Source organism: Sinorhizobium saheli (assembly GCF_001651875.1).
GTDB classification, from domain to species: Bacteria; Pseudomonadota; Alphaproteobacteria; order Rhizobiales; family Rhizobiaceae; genus Sinorhizobium; species Sinorhizobium saheli.
Genome location: NZ_LNQB01000073.1, coordinates 556330 through 573593 on the forward strand (window position 1 = coordinate 556330; position 17264 = coordinate 573593).

Sequence of the window (17264 nt, forward strand, 5' to 3'; positions counted from 1 at the left end):
CGTTCAGCCCTGCCCCGACTGCAACAGGATTTCGATCCGCCGGTTGGCCGGCGCGTAAGGATCGCCCGGCACCTGCAGGCGCCGATCCGCAAAGCCGCTGATCTGCTGCACCCGTTCTTCCTTGAGGCCGCCGCGGACGAGCATGTAATAGGCGCTCTGGGCGCGCGCCGCCGACAGGCGCCAGTTGTCATAGGTGCCGTCCTTGAAGGGGCGCCCGTCCGTGTGGCCACGCACCACGACCGCGCCCTGGCGCTCGGCCAGGAGCCGGCCGATCTTTTCCATGGCGAGCACCAGTTCCTTCTGCGGGACGGCGGAGCCGACCGCGAACATCGACTGATCCGTCTGCTCGCTGATCGTGAGCAGGAGTCCGCCTTCGGCGGGCGTCACGACCAGTCCCTCGAGAAGCCGCCCCGCCTTCCCCGCGACTTCCTTTTCAATCTCGGCCTTCAGGGCATCGGCGTCCTTCTGCCGGTCCTTCGCCCCGTTGCCGCTCGCGCCCGCATCCGCGCCCTTTGCGGGTTCGGCTTCGGCCTTCGCCGGTGTGGCGCCTTCGGCCGGCTTCTGCTCCGCGGTGGCTCCGCCCGCGTCATTCGCCGCGAGCGCCACATCGCTCTCGACCGTGTTGCCGGCATCCTTCACTTCGACCTGCTTGGTCCAGAAATCCGGATCGAACGGGTCGCGATAGGCCTCGCCGCCGGCGGCGCCCGTCGCCGGGCCCGACTGCGCGGCCCCGCCGTCGCCCTTGACGCTGATATTCGCCTCATGGCCGACTTCCCGGGCGATCTCGGACAGGACCGAATAGGGATTCTCGAAGAAGTCGGCATCGGAATACTTGGTTTCCTCGCCCGAAGTCGCCGTCAGTTGATCGCCCGACTTGGCGGAGCCGCCGGACTTCGTCTGCTCGCCATCGACCTTCGACCGCTGCTGCGTCTCTTCGCCCTGGGCGTCCTTGGCGGGATCCTTGAGGCCCTTTTCCGAGGGCTTCTGATCGGTGAGCTGCACCGGATTGAAATAGGCCGCGATCGCCGCCTTCGTCTCCTCATTGGCGGCGTTGATCAGCCACATGACGAGGAAGAATGCCATCATCGCGGTCATGAAGTCGGCATAGGCGATCTTCCACGAGCCGCCGTGGTGACCATCGTGGCCGTCGCCCGAGCGCCGGACGATGATGATCTCATTCTTTCCGTTGTGATGACTTTCGTCACTCATGCCAGAACCTTCCGGACAGTATCGGACCACGCCGCCAACCGGGTGACCAGGATGGTCTCACCCATTTCGACGGTGAGATCGACATCGCCGCTTTCGACGTGGCGGAACACGGTCGTCTCGGGCAATCGCGCCTGCAGGGCTTCGAAAAGCGCAAGCGGCCCGCGCACCGTTATCGCGAGGCCCTCGCCTTCGGCGAGCCCCTGCCGGAGCATCGCGGCCAGGTTCTCGATCGCCTCCCTGCGCAGCGCCTCGTCCAGGACCGGCGCCAGCACGCGCGCCGCCTGATCGCCGATCGCGAGCGCCAGCCGTTCGGTCATGGCGCCGAAGCCCTCGGCGAGCTTCCGGGCGACCTCTTCCTCCAGGCGGCGCGTCAGCGCTTCGAGTTCCTCGGCGTGACGCGCCTTCAGTTCGGCGATCTCCCTCTGGTGCTCGAAAGCGAGTTCGGCGCCGGCCTCGGCGCGACCCTCGGCGAAGGCCCGCCGGCGTTCGGCTTCGACGTCGATTTCCGGCATGGCGGGTTTCACGGCTCGGTCGGCATCGGTCAGATCGACATCGATATCCGCAAAATACTTCGGCGGCGGCGGCATCCGCGTGAGCTCGATCTTCGGGGCGCTGAAATCCTTCAGATAACGGGAAAGCGACGCGCTCATCGGCACGCCTCCACCTTGCGCGCGATCCGCGTCGATACCCCCTGCCCCGCCGGCAAAGCCTGCCTCATGGCCCGCAAATCCATAGAGCCTGACACGTCTTAAATGTCTCCTTCGGCCCGGAACGCCCGAGACAGCGCCAGGACCAGCATTCTCGATTCTGCAGCGGTCCGCGAAAGGGGAGACCCCTCCGGACAGCGGTGCAGGCGGCGGCCGAAACCATCTCGGCCGGCAGTCGGACTACGGCGCCGCGCGTCTTATCGGACGCGCAAAGGTCGCCGGAGCACTTTGATTCGCTGCATGTTTTCATCCTTCAAACCGGCTAGGATTCAAGGAAGCATGCAGCGAGACCGCCAAGGGAGGCTAGCCGGTCAAACTTGTGCGAAAATGAAGGTGTTGGACCGCGCCAGGGCAATAGCGCGGTCCAACCAGCCTCCGCCAATGCCGATGACCGGCGGCACGGCGGAAGAAGCGCTCGAGGCCCTGTTTCGTTCTTTTTTCAGGGTCGAGGCCGGATGTTCGCGCCCGTCGAAGCGGGCGGAACCCTTATTCCTGGAACAGGCGGAGAATGTTCTCGGAGTTGGTGTTGGCGATCGACAATGACTGGATGCCGAGCTGCTGCTGGGTCTGCAACGCCTTGAGCCGGGTCGATTCCTCGTTCATGTCCGCATCGACGAGGCGACCGACACCCTTGTCGATCACGTCCATCAGGTTGGCGACGAAGCCCTCCTGCATTTCGATGCGGCTGGTGATGGCACCGAGAGTGGAGGCGGAGTCGGTCAATTGACTGATCAGGTCGTCGACCACGCTGATCATGTCGTCCAGGTCGCTGTCGGCGGTTGTGTCGTCGAGCGCGATCTCCGTCGCGCCGGCCGGCGGGCTGCCGGCATCGATGAGATAATATTCGCGGGCCGTGCCCGTCGGGCTCGACGTCAGCGCATCCGCGTCCACGGCCTTGGTGAGCATGCCGCGGCTCTCGTCCTGCACATCCACCAGAATGGATGCGGAGGTGTCGTAGTCGAGCGTCGTCACCGACACGCTGCCGTCGGCGCTGCGGTTGAACGAGGCGACGACCGATTTCATTCCGACGGCCGCGGAAGCGTCGTTATAAAGCCAGTTCTCGCCCGAGAAGGACGCCGATTGCGCGGCCGACACCAGCTGATCCTTGAGCTGTTCCAGCTCCTTGTCGATCTTGTCCTTGTCGACGCCGGGCTCCCGGGCCGCGACCAGCTTGGCCTTGATCTCGCTCATGAGATCGATGACGGCATCCATCGCGGCATAGGCGGTATCGACCTTTGCCGCGCCCAGGCCCAGCGCATCCTGAACGGTGGAAAGCGCCGTATTGTCCGATCGCATGGTCGTCGCAATGGACCAGTAGGCGGCATTGTCGGCAGCGGTTTCGACACGGTAGCCGGAGGAAACGCGGCTCTGGGTTTCATCCATATTTCGGGTAATCGCGCGCAGGGTCTGCAGTGCAGCCATGGCGGCAGCGTTCGTCAGGATGCTGGTCATCGGTTGTCGCTCTGTCTGATGAGAATCGAAAACATTCCGGAGGCGACCGGCAACGATGGTAAGGCGTCATGCGCACTGCCACTTGTTTGCCCTGAGTGGACAGACCATCGGTTCTTAACCATTCGTTAACCGTAAATGGTTAACAAATGGTTAATACGGTTAACGGCCTGTTAAGATTGATAAACACAAAGTAAAGCCTTGGCGGATTATCTCGCCTCCGGCGGCGCAGGCATGAGATGCGTGCGTTACCTGGGCGCAAAAGCACCGAAGGCCGCGCAGGAGCTGCGCGGCCTTCGGGCGATAACGATAACGATTGCGGGGAGACGCAGCCCGGGAAGGCTGCCTGACCTGCTACTGACGGAAGAGCTGGAGGATGTTTTCCGAATTGGTGTTGGCGATCGACAGCGACTGGACGGCGAGCTGCTGCTGCGTCTGCAGGGCCTTGAGGCGGGTCGATTCCTCGTTCATGTCGGCATCGACGAGACGGCCGATACCGGAGTCGATCGAGTCGGTCAGCGCCGCGACAAACTCCTCCTGCAGGCCGATGCGCATGGAGATCGACCCGAGCGCGGAGGCAGCGCTGGTCATCGCCTGCAGGGCGCTCTCAACCAGGGTCAGCGATTCGGCCATGTTCGTCGCAATATCCGGGTCAGCGAACACGGTGATGTCGAGCGTGTAAACCGATGCAGCGGGCGCGGTCGTGAAGGTCCCGTCCGTCCCGAGCACCCCGGTGGTGTCATCGATCCCGCCGGCGCCATCGCCGCCGAACAGCAGGTTGCCGGTCGCCGTGTCATCCAAGGTGTAGGTGGTCGTCTTCACCGAAACGGTGCCGTCGGACGCCCGCACGAAGCCCGAGACGACGCTTTTCGCGACCGCGTCGCCAGCGACCCAATTCTCGCCACTGAACGAGGCCGATTCGGCGATCGACATCAACTGTTCCTGAAGCTGGTCGATCTCTTCCTGGATCTTGCTCTTGTCGACGCCCTCTTCCGTAGCGGCTACGACCTTGGCCTTGATTTCCTTGACGACTTCGATGGCGCTTTCCATCGCGGCATAGGACGTGTCGACCTTGGCGGCACCGAGACCGAGGGCGTCCTGAACGGCGGATAGCGCCATATTGTCCGAGCGCATGGTGGTCGCAATCGACCAATAGGCGGCGTTGTCCGCAGCCTCGCCGACGCGCAGCCCTGATGAAACTCGGGCCTGGGTCGTCTCCATGCTGTCGTCGATCGAACGGAGAGTCTGGAGCGCAGCCATTGCCGCCGTGTTCGTCAAGATGCTGGTCATAGTCTAGGTGCCCCTTGGATAAGCATGTGATGAAGGGACATACCGGATCGCCGCCGGCAACGATGAGCGGCGTCATGCCTGTTAACCCGCTGGTCACCTTGGTTAACTCATCGTTTCGATGCGGCCAGCTAACGCGACTATGGTTAACAAAAGATAAACCGACGTTAATGAATTTAAGAAAACCTAACGATTCCTTGCCAAAACGCGAAAGCCGCACCTTTCGCAAGGTGCGGCTTCAGCGCGGCGGATATCCGCCCCCGAGCTTGTGGTGCGCTGCCGATTAACGGAAGAGCTGGAGAACGTTTTCCGAATTGCTGTTGGCGATCGACAGCGACTGAACGGCGAGCTGCTGCTGCGTCTGCAGGGCCTTGAGGCGGGTCGATTCCTCGTTCATGTCGGCATCGACGAGACGGCCGACGCCGGAGTCGATCGAGTCCGACAGCTTCGCGACGAAATCTTCCTGCAGGCCGATGCGCATGGAGATCGAACCGAGCTCGGCGGCGGCGCTGGTCATGGCCGAGAGCGCATCGTCGACGTCCGAGAGCACGTCGTTCATGTTCGCCGTCGCCAGACCGCTGATGTCCAGCGAGTAGACGGCATAAGCACCAGCCGAAGCGCCGCCGGTGCCGAGGATTCCGGTCGTGGTGTCGAGGGCGCCGGAGCCGTCATCGCTGAACAGGAGGTTGCCGCCGGTTACGCCGTCGACCAGCGCATAGCTCGTCGTCTTGACGGAGACGGTGCTATCAGAGGCGCGCACGAAGCCCGAGACAACGGTCACGGTGTTGCCGGCAATGCCGCCGATCCAGTTCTCGCCGCTGAACGAAGCGGATTCGGCGATCGACAGAAGCTGCTCCTGGAGCTGATCGATTTCTTCCTGGACCTTGGCCTTGTCGACGCCTTCTTCCGTTGCGGTAACGACCTTGGCCTTGATTTCCTTCACGACCTCGATGGCCGATTCCATGCCGGCATAGGCCGTGTCGACCTTGGCGGCGCCGAGGCCGAGCGCGTCCTGGACGGCGGAAAGCGCCATGTTGTCGGAACGCATCGTGGTTGCAATCGACCAGTAAGCGGCGTTGTCCGAAGCTTCGCCGACGCGCAGGCCGGAAGAAACGCGGCCCTGGGTCGTTTCCATGTTGTTGCCGATCGACCGCAGGGTTTCGAGTGCGGACATGGCTGCGATGTTGGTGAGAATGCTTGTCATGTTGTGGGTGCCCCTTAGTGGCTGATTAAGAAGGGACATTCCGGAGTTCACCGGGAAGCGACGGTCAGCGTCATGCCTGCTAACCAATTGATATTATTGGTTAACCCGCCAGTTCGATGGTGTTAGGAAACAGCAATATGGTTAAGGAATGTTGAAGCGGACAAAAAAATGCGAAAAGCCGCGACCGAATACGGTCGCGGCCTTTTCCAGCGTTGCGGCACGGTCAGCCTCCGTGCCGTTTCGCCGATTAGCGGAAGAGCGACAGGATGTTCTGCGAGTCGGAGTTGGCGATCGAGAGCGCCTGGATGGCGAGCTGCTGCTGCGTCTGCAGGGCCTTCAGGCGCGTCGATTCCTCGTTCATGTCGGCGTCGACCAGACGACCGATGCCGGCCTCGATCGAGTCGCTGAGTTCGGCGACGAAGTCCGACTGCAGGTCGATGCGGGTCGACATGGAGCCGAGGGACGATGCCGCGCTGGTCATTGCGGTAAGCGCGTCTTCAACGTCGGAGAGAGCGTTGCCGAGCGCGGTGGCATCCATGGAGGAAATATCGAGGCCATAGACCGTATTGCCGTTCGTGCCCGCGGTGCCGAGGATGCCGGTGCCAGTGTCGAGACCGCCCGAGCCATCGTCAGCGAAGAGAAGCGTACCGTCGGCGGCGTCCGTCAAAGTGTAATCGGACGTCTTGACCGACACCGTACCATCCGAAGCCCGGACGAAGCCGGTAACGACCGTCTTGGTGCCAGCCTCGCCGGCAATCCAGTTTTCGCCGTTGAAGGACGCGGATTCGGCGATGCTCAGGAGCTGGTCCTGAAGCTGATCGATTTCTTCCTGAACCTTGGCAGCGTCGACGCCTTCTTCCGTCGCGGCGACGATCTTGGCCTTGATTTCCGTGACGACGTCGATAGCCGCTTCCATACCGGAATAGGCGGTGTCAACCTTGGCGGCGCCCATGCCGAGTGCGTCGGTTACCGAGGAAAGAGCGGCATTGTCGGAGCGCATGGTCGTCGCGATCGACCAGTAGGCGGCGTTGTCGGAAGCCGAGCCGACGCGCATGCCGGTGGAAATCCGGTTCTGCGTATCTTCCATCGAGGAGGAGATGGAGCGTAGCGTCGAGAGTGCCGCCATAGCGGAGGTGTTGGTGAGAATGCTAGCCATATTCGTTGTCCCTACGAAATACTGATTGGGGGACATACCGGGTTGAAAACCTTACCGGTCACGACGGCCCGGCATCATGCCACTCGGCTCCGCTCAACTTTTGAAGGACACCAAACCCGCCGTGTGAGAACGAAACTCGCAGCCATTTCTTGCCAACTACTTAATCCGCGGGGGTACCTCCGGCCCCGCCCGAGAATGTGGTGAATCGCCCGTGAAATCTTATGTTTAACGGATTCTTATCAAGGCGGGAGCCAGGGAAGGGAGCGCGGGTTTGCGCCCCTCGAGAGCCTGTCCGGGCTTGTCCCGTTTCGGCTCAGACGAACGATCGCACGAGGCTTCCGACGAGCAGGTTCCAGCCGTCGATCAGCACGAAGAAGAGGATCTTGAACGGCAGCGAGATCGCCGTCGGCGGCAGCATCATCATGCCCATGGCCATGGTGATGGTCGAGACGATGAGGTCGATCACCAGGAACGGCAGCATGATCAGGAAGCCGATCTCGAAGCCGCGGCGGATCTCCGAAATCATGAAGGCGGGCACGACCGCGCGCAGGTCGACCTTGTCGTCGACGACGACCGTCTGGCCCTTTTCCTTGGCGATGTCGATGAAGAGCTGCAGGTCCTTGTCACGCGTGTTGGCGAGCATGAATTCGCGGAACGGCTCGGACACGCGTTGCACGGCATCCGTTTCCGAGATCTCGTTCTTCAGGAGCGGATCGATGCCTTCGCGCCAGGCGCGGTCGAAGGTCGGTGCCATGACGTAGAAGGTCATGAACAGCGCCAGCGACACCATGATCATGTTGGACGGCGTCGTCGCCAGCCCCATGCCCGATCGGAGGATCGCGAAGGCGATGACGAAGCGCGGGAAGCTCGTCACCATGATAAGGATGCCCGGGGCCACCGAAAGAACGGTCAGGAGGCCGAAGGTACGGATGATCCACGAGGCGGCCGAACCCTCTATCGGCGTGTTCAGAATATCGGCGGGAAAGCTCTGCGCCCCGGCAATTCCCGACATCGCCATCATGGCGACTATGAAGGTGGCAATGCGAAGCATCGAGGGGTCAAGCCTGCCGAATCACTGGATGACGAAGGTTCGGAACATCACCTTCGTTACGCGGCCCTCGGAGCGCAGGTCAACCCGCTCCTGAATGTCATCCCGGAGATATTGGAAGCCGCGCGGACCCTGGATTTGCTGCAGCGATACGGTCTTCAGGTAGGCTGCAATGTCCTGGTGTATCGCCTCCGCCATGCTGACGTCCGGTACGCCCTTGAACTGAAGCGCGACCACGATGCGAAGCCAGTTCTCCGAGGGATAGGCGAGGTTCGTCGTGATCGGCTCGAGCTCGACGATGCCGTTGGCTTCCGTGGCAATCTTCGGCAGCGGCTCCTCGCCCGTGGCGCCCGCCGGCACTTCAACCGCCGCGGCCGTTTCCTCGGCCGGCGGGGGCGCGAGGAGCTCACCGACGAGCCAGCCCCCGGCGGCGGCCACGAGCGTGAGCACGGCCACGGCGGCAATGGTCATCACCAGCGAGGGGGATTTCGACTCTTTGCTATCGTTTTCTTCCATCGTGCCGTTCCGTGGCGAGGATGCCTGATTGTGCCGCCCGTCAGATCGGCGAGACGAGGTCCACGACCTGCTGCCCCCACGGCGGCTGCTGCACCTCCATCAGGCGGCCGCGGCCGCCGTAGGAGATGCGCGCCTCGGCGATGCGGTCGTAGGAAATGACGTTGTCGGCATCGACATCGCGCGGGCGGACGATGCCGGCGACGTTCAGGATGCGCAGCTCGTGGTTGACGCGCACCTCCTGCGAGCCGCTGATCAGCAGATTGCCGTTCTCAAGGACACCGGTGACCACGGCGGCGACGAGGAGCCTGAGCTTTTCGGAGCGCTCCGTCTTGCCGTCGCCCTCGGTCTTGGTGTTCGAGCCGTAGTCGAGATCGCCGGACCAGGAGAAGTCGCTCGTCTGCGACTCGCCGCTGGCGCCGAGATTGAAGCCGCTCGAGTTCGTGCGGCTGCGGTCCGTCTCGTTTTCGAAGGAGGCCTTGTCGTCGATGCGGATGTCGACCGTGAGGATGTCGCCGACATTGATCGCGCGGGCATCCTTGAAGAGCGCTGACTGCTGGTCGTTCCAGAGCGAATATCCGTGCGTGACCTGATGCGGCTGCTTCGGATAGGCCGCGAGCTGCGGCGTCTGCGTGTATTGCAGGCCGCTGCCGATCGGGCTCATCGACGGCGCCCGTCCGATCTCGTTGAACGCCTGGTTCTGGCACCCCGCAAGGAGACCCGCGGCCAAGACGGCCGTAAAATGCTTTCTCATGATGGCTCCTTCGAGGTATTCGGGTCGCTGGCGCTCGAGATGATGTTGGTCAGCACCGCCGCCTTGTCGTCGCTCATCTCGCCGAGGATCAGCGAGGATTGGCGCGCCGGCAGCTTCATCACGATCGCCGCGGCGATCTCCGGGCGCACCATCTCGAGCTTGCCGGCGGCGTCGTCCGGCTTCATCGTCTTGTAGATGTCGACGAGCCCGAGTTCCGCCTGCTTGAGGAAATCGTTGCGGCGCTTCAGCCAGTCCTCGTATTCGGCGCGGCGCTTCTCGAGCGTCGCGATCCGCTCGTCGACGCTTGCCCTCAGCGCCTCAAGATCCTTGCGCTGCAAGAGATAGCGCTGGTCGCGCGCGGCATCGGCGATGTTGGTGCAGAACTTCTCGATTTCGCTGGCGGTGGGGTTCTCCGCGGGCGGCGCCGTCACGTCCTGGGCGAAAGCGCCCGGCATCGCCAGCATCAGCGCGCCGGCCGCCGAGGCGAAGAGGATGCGGAGCGCCTTGCCGCGAAGATGGTCGAGATTTCCGGTCATTGCAGGACAAGCTCCGCCTGTAGGGCACCCGCCGTTTTGATGCTCTGGAGGATCGCGATGATCCCGTCCGGCTTGACGCCGATGCTGTTCAGGCCGGCGACGAGCGAGCGAAGGCTCGACCCGTTGAGGATCGCCACCGTGCCGCCGTCGGCCTGGGCCTCGATCGTGGTGTTGGGTTCATAGGCCGTCTCGCCGCGCGAGAACGGCGCCGGCTGCACGACCGTCGGCGTCTCGCTCACCTGCACCGTCAGCGTGCCGTAGCTGACCGCGACCTCGGATACGCGGACGTCCTGGCCGATGACGATCGTGCCCGTCCGCTCGTTGATGACGACGCGCGCCGGTGCGTCGGTTTCGATCACGAGGTTCTCGACGTCCGCCATCAGCCGCGCGAGATCGGCCATCTTCGGCTTCTGAACCAGGACGGATTGCGAATCCAGGGCCTCGGCGATGCGGCCGCCGAACTGCGCCGCCGCATATTTGTTGATCGCCGCGGCCATGCCGACGGCGGTCGAAAAATCGGGATTGCGGAGCTGCAGCACCAGGTTGAAGCCGTCCTTGAACTTCGACGGCAGCTCCCGCTCGATGATCGCGCCGTTCGGAACACGGCCGGCGGTGGTCACGCCTTGCGACAGTTCGGCGGCTTCGCCTTGAGCGTTGAAGCCGGTGACGACGACGGAGCCTTGCGCGACGGCATAGATCTGGCCATCAGCGCCGGAAAGGGAGGTCATGACGAGCGTGCCGCCGCGCAGCGACGTCGCATCGCCGAGCGAGCCGACGGTCACGTCGAGGCGGCTGCCGGGGCTGGCAAAGGGCGGCAGCGTCGCGGTTACGAGCACGGCGGCGACGTTGCGCGTGCGCGATTCGCCGCCCTGGGTCGAGATGCCGAGATTCTGCAGCATTGCGCGGATCGACTGCTCGGTGAAGGGCGAGGAACGCAGGCTGTCACCGGTTCCCTGCAGGCCGACCACCAGGCCGTAACCGATGAGCTGGTTGTCGCGGCCCGACTGCAGCGAGGCGACGTCCTTGATGCGCGATGCGGCATGCGCGGAGTTCAAGGCCGCGGCGAAAGCCACCGCGAGGGTCAGGAGCCACTGCAATGCACGCATCTTCATTTCGCCACCACATGGATCGTGCCGTCCGCCATCACCGTCCCGGAAACGATGACGCCGGTGTCGATATTGCGCACGCGGATCAGGTCGCCGATCGCGGCATCCTGCAGCGGCGAGCCGGCGGCGGTGATCGTCAGGCCGCCATTGCTGAAGATGAGCCGGGTCGTCGAACCGCGCTCGACCGCGTATTGATCGCGCAGCGCCGAGGCGAGAATCACGCGCCCTGGAAGAAGGGTCCGCTTGGTGACCTTGCCCTGGATTTCCTCGATAGAGCGGACATAGCCGTCGCGCAGGTCCGGATTGGTGACGTCGACGACTTCGAGCATGCTCGCCTCGAGCGTTTCCCCGGGATAGATCGTCTGTTTCGGAATGACCGCCGTCGGCGGCTCGGCAGAGGCGGCCGAAGGCGACAGGAGAGCGATGGCCACCGCCGCGGCTGCAATGGCCCGCAGGCGGGCGAGGCCGTTTCCGGCAACTGTCCCTTCCGATCGGCGAAACGTCATGTTTGCCTCCTCTTGCCCTTACCTCAGGTTCTTGCTCACCGTGGCCGCCATCTCGTCCGCGGCCTGAATGATCTTGGAATTCATCTCGTAGGCGCGCTGGGCCGAAATCAGGTCCGTGATCTCCTTGACCGGATCGACGTTCGAGGCCTCGAGGTAGTTCTGCTTGATCTGCGCGAAGCCCGGGTCGGCCGGCGTACCGACGATCGCCTCGCCCGAGGCCGGCGTCTGCTTGAACAGGTTTTCGCCCATCGGCTCGAGGCCCGCCTCGTTGATGAAATTCGCGATCGTGAGCTGGCCGATCTCCTGCAGCTCCGTATCGTTGCCGATGCGCACCATCACCTGGCCGGACGAGGTGAAGGTGATCTCCGTGGCGTCCTGCGGCACGGTGATGCCGGGCACGACCGTGTAGCCGTCGATCGTCACGAGCTGGCCGGTGGCGTTGGTGTTGAAGGCGCCGGAGCGGGTATAGACCGTCTCGCCATCCGGCGTTTCGACCTGGAACCAGCCGCGGCCCACGAGCGCCAGATCGTAGTTGTTGCCGGTGTTGACGAGGCTGCCCTGGATGTGAAGGTTGCGCACCGCCGAAGTCTGCACGCCGAGGCCGATGATCGCGCCTTCGGGGACGATCGCCTGGTTGGAGCGGTTCGGCACGCCCTGGGCGCGCTCGGTCTGGTAGAGCAGGTCCGAAAACTCGGCGCGCGCCCGCTTGTAGCCGGTCGTGTTGATGTTCGCGATGTTGTTCGCGATGACTTCGAGATTCAGCTGCTGGGCGTTCATGCCCGTGGCGGCGATGGAAAGGGCCTTCATGTCTCGTTCCCTCAGATCTGCATGCGCGCGATTTCGAGATAGGCGGTGACCACCTTGTCTCGGATGGCGATCGCCGTCTGCAGCGACTGTTCCGCGCTCATGACGGCATCGACGACTCCACGGGTGTTGGCCTCGCCGCGGATCGCCTGCAGCGATATGCCTTCGGCGGACTTCATGGAGCGGATCGCGTCGGTGGTCATGTTGCCGAGGACTTCGGCGAAGCTCTGGGACGGGGGCGTGGCGGCGCCGGCGCCCGGCATGACGAGCGAGGCGGAGGAGGTCGCGTTCGCTCCCTCGGTCTCCTTCAGGGCCGAAAACGCGCCGACGGACTGGATTGCATCGATCATTATTGCGAAGCCCTCAACAGGTCGATTGTCTGGGAGATGAGATCGCGGGACTGCTTGACGGTCTGCAGGTTGGCCTCGTAGGCGCGGTTCGCCTCGCGCATGTCGGCCATCTCGATCAGGATGTTGACGTTCGGCATCTTGACCATGCCCTTTTCGTCGGCCGCCGGATTGCCGGGGTCGAACTCGATATTGAAGTCCGAATCGTCCGTGCCGAGGCGCTGCACCTCGACGAGCGACGCGCCGCTCGCCCGGTCGACCTCCGCGGCAAAGGAGATCGTCTTGCGGCGGTAGGGGTCGGCGCCGGGAACGTCGCCGGTCGAACGGGCATTGGCGATGTTTTCCGAGACGATGCGCAAACGGGTCGATTCCGCCTGCAGGCCGGAGGCCGAAACTTTGAGCGCCGAGGTCAATGGATCCATGGGTCTTACTTCCGTACCGTCATGAGCATCATCCGGTGAAAGGCCTTCACGAGCCCGGCATTGAGCTCGTGGTCGCGCTTGATCTCACCGGTCTTCATCATTTCCTCTTCGAGCGCGACGGTATTGCCGGATTGCTGCACCGCGACATCGTCGAGGGTGCTCACCTCCGTCACCTGCGCTGCTTCCGGGCTCTCGGTGAAGTGGGCGCGGTGGGTCGCGGCCATCTGGATGCCGGTGTTCTGGAGAACGCTTTCGAAGGGCAGAACGTCCTTCGCCCGGTAATGCGGCGTATTGGCATTGGCGATGTTGCCCGCCACGATGTTCTGGCGAACGGTCAGCCACTGGGCCTGCCGCGACGCGAGTTCGAAAAGCTGAATCGGTTCCATCAAGAGCTCCCGCTGATGATGGCGAACCTAGGCGGGTAATCTTGCGTGGGACTTGTCGAGAGGAGGCTTGTGCGGTTTTGGTCGGTGATGCCGCGGCAAACCCTTTGGGGCAGAACCCCTCTTCACAACGGGGAGGAGCTTGCCGCTCGCGGAATCGTCCGCATCTTCAACGGCTTGGCTTATGATCGCAGCGGCGGCACTTGGAGCGGAAGCGGGCGGCAGGCCAAACCCCCTTGTGGGCCCGTGTGGGGAGGGGCCTCCCCGCCAACCTCGTCGCCTGCTGGCTACTTGTCCTGGTAGACCTCACCCTTGGAGGTGATCATCACCCAGCGGCCGCCTCGCTCCTCGAAGGTTGCAAGCCGGCTGTTGTCCGGCAGGACCGAACCCACGCGGACGATGTACATGCCGCTTGCGTCCTCGATCAGGGCGCGGCCCTTGGCGACATGCATGAGCTTGAAGCGCGGCACGGCCGGGAAGGGCTGGTTCGGGCCGGCCGGTGCTTCCTCGCGCGCCTCGGCGGGCTTGCCGTCGAGGCCGGGCACGGTGGCCGTCGTCAGTCGATCGACCGCGGCGGCGGTCTCGTCGTCCATGTCCGTCATCGCGAGCGGCGAGACCGACACGACCGCGGGGCCGGTACGTTCCGGCAGGTCGCGCGTCGTTCCCTGCCAGAGCGAGGGCATCGAGAATTTCTCCGGGTGCAGATAGACGTACCACGGCAGGAAGGTCGCGAAGGCGGCCATCGCCAGTCCGACCGCACCGAGGATCCTGTCGATCAACGGCGTCTTGGCCTCGCGCCGGCGCTGGCGGACGATTTCGTCTGCGTCGAAGTCGGTCATATCCTATCCCCTGCCCCGCGCGCCGGCACCGGCGCCCGGCTGATTGCCCATCGCTGCCGCCTTCAGCGCATTGGCGAGGTCCGTGAAGGCGTCGAGGGCCGGCCGCTCGCCGGGCGTCTGCTTCAGGACGTCGTAAATGACCGGCACCTGCTTGATCGCCATGTCGAGATCGGCATCGCCGCCGGCGCGGTAGCCGCCGATCAGCCGCAGGTCGCGGGTTTCCTCGAAGCGGTGGATCAAGGATTTCAACCGGGCGACCAGTTTCTCCTGGTCCGGCGTCCAGGCCTTTCTCGCCAGGCGCGAGATCGAGGCGAGCGGGTTGATCGGCGGATAGCGCCCTTCCTCGGCGAGGCTGCGGTCGAGCACGATGTGCCCGTCGAGAATGCCGCGGGCCGAGTCGGCGACCGGGTCGTTGTGGTTGTCACCGTCGACGAGGATCGAGATGATCGCGGTGATCGTGCCCGTGCCTTCCGCGCCGGGGCCGGCGCGTTCGAGCAGGCGCGGCAATTCGGTGAAGACGGATGCCGGATAGCCGCGCGCGATCGGCGGTTCGCCGGCGGCTGTGGCGACCTCGCGGATCGCGTGGGCGAAGCGGGTGACGCTGTCGACGATCAGGAGCACGTTGTCGCCCTTGTCGCGGTAGTGCTCGGCGATCGTGACCGCCGTCAGCGGCGCCATTTTCCTGAGCATCGGGCTCTCGTCGCTGGTGGCGACGACCGCGACGGATTTGGCGAGGTTGTCGCCGAGCGTGTCCTCGATGAACTCGCGCACTTCGCGGCCGCGCTCGCCGACGAGCGCGATCACCACCTTGTCGAAGGCGTCGGCACGCGCCAGCATCGAGAGCAGCGTCGACTTGCCGACGCCGGAGCCTGCGAAGATGCCGAGGCGCTGCCCGAGGCAAAGGGGCGAGAAGATATCGATGGCGCGCACGCCGGTCTTGAACCCCTCCTCCACCCGCCGGCGCGTCATGGATGGCGGCGCGGTGTTGGAGATCGAGCGACGGACGTCCCCCTGCATCAGCGGCCCCAGCCCGTCGATCGGCTCGGCGAGCGCGTTGATCGTGCGGCCGCACCACTTGTCGGTCGGGGCGACGCGGAAGGCACCCTTGCGGATAACGACGTCATGGATGCCGATCGGATCGCCAGGCTCGATCGGGCAGACGACCACCCGTTCCGGCTCGACGCGGACGACTTCGCCGAGATGGGTGCCGGTCGCGCTCTTGTGGGCGACGAAATCCCCCAGCCGGACATGGCGCGAGAGACCCGTGACCGTATAGTGGCCCGGCGAGATCGTCTGGACATGGCCGCCGGGGGCGATCGCAAAGTGGGGATCCGCGTAACGCTCGACCAGCCCGGCAAGCGCCGCAAGCGAGGTCGATGCCGCGGGTGTCTCAGAGCCGTGGGGTGCCATCCGGGGTCCGTTTCACACGCGTTGGGTCAGCGTTCGCCGCCGAGCGTCTTGATCGCTTCGTCGAGCGATCCCTCGCTGTCGCGCATCAGCGCGGTGATGTTGTCGAAGGCGCGCGTGACCATGATGAGCTGCGACATCTCCTGGATGGCGTTGACGTTCGATTCCTCGAGGAAGCCCTGCATGACGCCGACATCGAAGCGGTCGACGACGGGCTCGGGCTGTACGCCCGGCATCACGGCGCTGTTGTCGTAGCGCATGAAGCCCTTGCTGAAATCCGCCTCATAGAGGCCGAGCAGCGCGACCTGCACGCCGTTCTGATGGATGGCGCCGTCGGCGCCGACGGTGATGTCGCCCGCGCCGTTCAACTGGATCGGTGCGCCGCCGGCGTCGAGCACCGGATAGCCCTTGATGGTCACCAGTTCGCCGGTCTCCGTCAGCGTGAACCGGCCGTCGCGCGTCAGCGCCGTTCCGCCGGGCGTCTCGATCGAGAACCAGGCGTCACCCTTGATGGCGAAATCGAGCGCCGAGCCGGTGCGCGCGAGCGCGCCGTTATTGGTGTTGAGGAACTCCTCGCCTTCCGAAACATAGGAAACCCGGGTCGGCTTCGTGTCGCCGAGCACCTGGTTGAACTTCACTTCCGTGCCGCGAAAGCCGACCGTGTTGGAATTGGCGATGTTGTCGGCAAGCGTGTTCAGGCGCTTTTCGAGCGCCATCTGCGACGAAAGCGCTACATAGAGGCCGGTCTGCACGTCAGCTTCCCCCGAGTTTCAGATTGTTGATGGAGAGCAGCAGGTCGGGCGAAATCCCGTAACCGCTCGACGAACCGAACACGGCCAGCGGATCGTAGCCGTCCGTGGAATTGTTGATCTCCCAGAGGGCGGTGAACCGATCGAGGAATGCGGCGAGTTTCTGGGGATCCTTGAAATCCTTGAAATCGATCGCGGCCTCGTAGGCCTGTGCCTGGTGGTCGACGTCGGCGGCCGCGAATTCCTCGGGCAATTGCAGGGCGGTCCGCACGACCTGCGCAAGCGCCTCGTCGGCGATGATCTCGTAGCCGTTGGCGATCATCGGTGCCATGCGCTCGAAATAGAGGGCCAGGCGCACGCCGGTGTTCTCTTCGCCGGCACTCTGCTCGAGCGTCTGGCGCGTGTACTTGTCGACGACACCCTTCTGCGCGCGCTCGAAGGAGGTCGCGGTTTCGCCGTGACGGGCGAAGTTCAACGATTCGACCAGCGCCTTGTAGCGGCTGTCGGCGAGCTTGTTGGCGAAGGCATCGTCGCTGTCGATGCCTTCGGTCAGCACCTTGCGCATGAAGGCCTTGGCGTAGGCCATGTCCTCGAGACCGTGCGCCTTCATCACGTAGTTGTACAGCCGGTTGTCGGCGAAGAAATCGTCGATCGTTGTGATGCTGCCGATCTTCGACAGGTAGTATTCAGTCTCGCGGGCGACATCCGGCTTGGCGGAGACGCGTTCCAGCGATCGCGTGAGATCGGCGGTGATCAGCTTGTAGCTCGTGTAGGTCGTGGTCACGATCGGTTCGCCCTGTCGCACTGAAGCGGATTTCGGAAAAGCGTGCGCGGTTTT

General features: G+C 64.0%; 20 protein-coding genes. All 20 read right to left on the reverse strand.

The window, feature by feature from the left end; genetic code table 11:
* Positions 1-3: 3 nt before the first annotated feature.
* Complete coding sequence (locus ATB98_RS16030; protein ID WP_066875371.1) at positions 4-1209, reverse strand: MotB family protein; 1206 nt, start codon at positions 1207-1209, stop codon at positions 4-6.
* Complete coding sequence (locus ATB98_RS16035; protein ID WP_066875373.1) at positions 1206-1859, reverse strand: hypothetical protein; 654 nt, start codon at positions 1857-1859, stop codon at positions 1206-1208. The genes ATB98_RS16030 and ATB98_RS16035 overlap by 4 nt, the downstream gene beginning before the upstream one ends.
* Positions 1860-2402: 543 nt before the next feature.
* Entirely contained in the window at positions 2403-3368 is a 966-nt protein-coding gene (locus ATB98_RS16040) for a flagellin N-terminal helical domain-containing protein (protein WP_066875375.1), read from the reverse strand.
* A 351-nt stretch (positions 3369-3719) separates the two neighbouring features.
* Positions 3720-4655: a flagellin N-terminal helical domain-containing protein gene (locus ATB98_RS16045; RefSeq protein WP_066875377.1), complete on the reverse strand. Its 936-nt coding sequence runs from the start codon at positions 4653-4655 to the stop codon at positions 3720-3722.
* Positions 4656-4935: 280 nt separating this feature from the next.
* A complete protein-coding gene (locus ATB98_RS16050) occupies positions 4936-5856 on the reverse strand; it encodes a flagellin N-terminal helical domain-containing protein (protein ID WP_066875379.1) in 921 nt (306 codons plus the stop codon).
* Positions 5857-6103: 247 nt separating this feature from the next.
* Positions 6104-7012: a flagellin N-terminal helical domain-containing protein gene (locus ATB98_RS16055; RefSeq protein ID WP_066875380.1), complete on the reverse strand. Its 909-nt coding sequence runs from the start codon at positions 7010-7012 to the stop codon at positions 6104-6106.
* A 313-nt stretch (positions 7013-7325) separates the two neighbouring features.
* Positions 7326-8063: a flagellar type III secretion system pore protein FliP gene (gene fliP, locus ATB98_RS16060; protein WP_066875382.1), complete on the reverse strand. Its 738-nt coding sequence runs from the start codon at positions 8061-8063 to the stop codon at positions 7326-7328.
* A 21-nt stretch (positions 8064-8084) separates the two neighbouring features.
* Complete coding sequence (locus ATB98_RS16065; RefSeq protein WP_066875384.1) at positions 8085-8576, reverse strand: flagellar basal body-associated FliL family protein; 492 nt, start codon at positions 8574-8576, stop codon at positions 8085-8087.
* Between the two features lie 40 nt (positions 8577-8616).
* On the reverse strand, positions 8617-9327 hold the full coding sequence (gene flgH, locus ATB98_RS16070; RefSeq protein WP_066875387.1) for a flagellar basal body L-ring protein FlgH: 711 nt from the start codon (positions 9325-9327) through the stop codon (positions 8617-8619).
* Positions 9324-9863, reverse strand: coding sequence for a MotE family protein (locus ATB98_RS16075; RefSeq protein WP_066875389.1), 540 nt, complete (start codon positions 9861-9863; stop codon positions 9324-9326). Before ATB98_RS16075 ends, flgH begins: the two co-directional genes overlap by 4 nt.
* Positions 9860-10975, reverse strand: coding sequence for a flagellar basal body P-ring protein FlgI (locus ATB98_RS16080; RefSeq protein WP_066875391.1), 1116 nt, complete (start codon positions 10973-10975; stop codon positions 9860-9862). Before ATB98_RS16080 ends, ATB98_RS16075 begins: the two co-directional genes overlap by 4 nt.
* Positions 10972-11475: a flagellar basal body P-ring formation chaperone FlgA gene (gene flgA, locus ATB98_RS16085; RefSeq protein WP_066875393.1), complete on the reverse strand. Its 504-nt coding sequence runs from the start codon at positions 11473-11475 to the stop codon at positions 10972-10974. Before flgA ends, ATB98_RS16080 begins: the two co-directional genes overlap by 4 nt.
* Before the next feature lie 18 nt (positions 11476-11493).
* A complete protein-coding gene (gene flgG, locus ATB98_RS16090; protein ID WP_066875395.1) occupies positions 11494-12282 on the reverse strand; it encodes a flagellar basal-body rod protein FlgG in 789 nt (262 codons plus the stop codon).
* Between the two features lie 11 nt (positions 12283-12293).
* A complete protein-coding gene (locus tag ATB98_RS16095; protein WP_066875397.1) occupies positions 12294-12629 on the reverse strand; it encodes a flagellar hook-basal body complex protein FliE in 336 nt (111 codons plus the stop codon).
* On the reverse strand, positions 12629-13048 hold the full coding sequence (flgC, locus tag ATB98_RS16100) for a flagellar basal body rod protein FlgC (protein ID WP_066875399.1): 420 nt from the start codon (positions 13046-13048) through the stop codon (positions 12629-12631). Before flgC ends, ATB98_RS16095 begins: the two co-directional genes overlap by 1 nt.
* A gap of 5 nt (positions 13049-13053) precedes the next feature.
* Positions 13054-13434 (reverse strand): flagellar basal body rod protein FlgB, encoded by a 381-nt coding sequence (flgB, locus tag ATB98_RS16105; protein ID WP_066875401.1) that lies wholly within the window; start codon positions 13432-13434, stop codon positions 13054-13056.
* A 284-nt stretch (positions 13435-13718) separates the two neighbouring features.
* A complete protein-coding gene (locus ATB98_RS16110) occupies positions 13719-14270 on the reverse strand; it encodes a flagellar protein (protein ID WP_066875403.1) in 552 nt (183 codons plus the stop codon).
* A 3-nt stretch (positions 14271-14273) separates the two neighbouring features.
* Positions 14274-15680: a flagellar protein export ATPase FliI gene (gene fliI, locus ATB98_RS16115; protein WP_066875405.1), complete on the reverse strand. Its 1407-nt coding sequence runs from the start codon at positions 15678-15680 to the stop codon at positions 14274-14276.
* 26 nt (positions 15681-15706) lie between these two features.
* Complete coding sequence (flgF, locus tag ATB98_RS16120) at positions 15707-16429, reverse strand: flagellar basal-body rod protein FlgF (protein WP_066875407.1); 723 nt, start codon at positions 16427-16429, stop codon at positions 15707-15709.
* Position 16430: 1 nt separating this feature from the next.
* Entirely contained in the window at positions 16431-17210 is a 780-nt protein-coding gene (locus ATB98_RS16125; RefSeq protein WP_066875601.1) for a DUF1217 domain-containing protein, read from the reverse strand.
* Positions 17211-17264 lie beyond the last annotated feature (54 nt).

Excerpts from the sequence above, each read along its gene's own strand:
- ATB98_RS16030 (WP_066875371.1), bottom strand. The coding sequence starts at position 1,209 with ATGAGTGACGAAAGTCATCACAACGGAAAGAATGAGATCATCATCGTC.
- ATB98_RS16035 (WP_066875373.1), bottom strand. The coding sequence starts at position 1,859 with ATGAGCGCGTCGCTTTCCCGTTATCTGAAGGATTTCAGCGCCCCGAAG.
- ATB98_RS16040 (WP_066875375.1), bottom strand. The coding sequence starts at position 3,368 with ATGACCAGCATCCTGACGAACGCTGCCGCCATGGCTGCACTGCAGACC.
- ATB98_RS16045 (WP_066875377.1), bottom strand. The coding sequence starts at position 4,655 with ATGACCAGCATCTTGACGAACACGGCGGCAATGGCTGCGCTCCAGACT.
- ATB98_RS16050 (WP_066875379.1), bottom strand. The coding sequence starts at position 5,856 with ATGACAAGCATTCTCACCAACATCGCAGCCATGTCCGCACTCGAAACC.
- ATB98_RS16055 (WP_066875380.1), bottom strand. The coding sequence starts at position 7,012 with ATGGCTAGCATTCTCACCAACACCTCCGCTATGGCGGCACTCTCGACG.
- fliP (WP_066875382.1), bottom strand. The coding sequence starts at position 8,063 with ATGCTTCGCATTGCCACCTTCATAGTCGCCATGATGGCGATGTCGGGA.
- ATB98_RS16065 (WP_066875384.1), bottom strand. The coding sequence starts at position 8,576 with ATGGAAGAAAACGATAGCAAAGAGTCGAAATCCCCCTCGCTGGTGATG.
- flgH (WP_066875387.1), bottom strand. The coding sequence starts at position 9,327 with ATGAGAAAGCATTTTACGGCCGTCTTGGCCGCGGGTCTCCTTGCGGGG.
- ATB98_RS16075 (WP_066875389.1), bottom strand. The coding sequence starts at position 9,863 with ATGACCGGAAATCTCGACCATCTTCGCGGCAAGGCGCTCCGCATCCTC.
- ATB98_RS16080 (WP_066875391.1), bottom strand. The coding sequence starts at position 10,975 with ATGAAGATGCGTGCATTGCAGTGGCTCCTGACCCTCGCGGTGGCTTTC.
- flgA (WP_066875393.1), bottom strand. The coding sequence starts at position 11,475 with ATGACGTTTCGCCGATCGGAAGGGACAGTTGCCGGAAACGGCCTCGCC.
- flgG (WP_066875395.1), bottom strand. The coding sequence starts at position 12,282 with ATGAAGGCCCTTTCCATCGCCGCCACGGGCATGAACGCCCAGCAGCTG.
- ATB98_RS16095 (WP_066875397.1), bottom strand. The coding sequence starts at position 12,629 with ATGATCGATGCAATCCAGTCCGTCGGCGCGTTTTCGGCCCTGAAGGAG.
- flgC (WP_066875399.1), bottom strand. The coding sequence starts at position 13,048 with ATGGATCCATTGACCTCGGCGCTCAAAGTTTCGGCCTCCGGCCTGCAG.
- flgB (WP_066875401.1), bottom strand. The coding sequence starts at position 13,434 with ATGGAACCGATTCAGCTTTTCGAACTCGCGTCGCGGCAGGCCCAGTGG.
- ATB98_RS16110 (WP_066875403.1), bottom strand. The coding sequence starts at position 14,270 with ATGACCGACTTCGACGCAGACGAAATCGTCCGCCAGCGCCGGCGCGAG.
- fliI (WP_066875405.1), bottom strand. The coding sequence starts at position 15,680 with ATGGCACCCCACGGCTCTGAGACACCCGCGGCATCGACCTCGCTTGCG.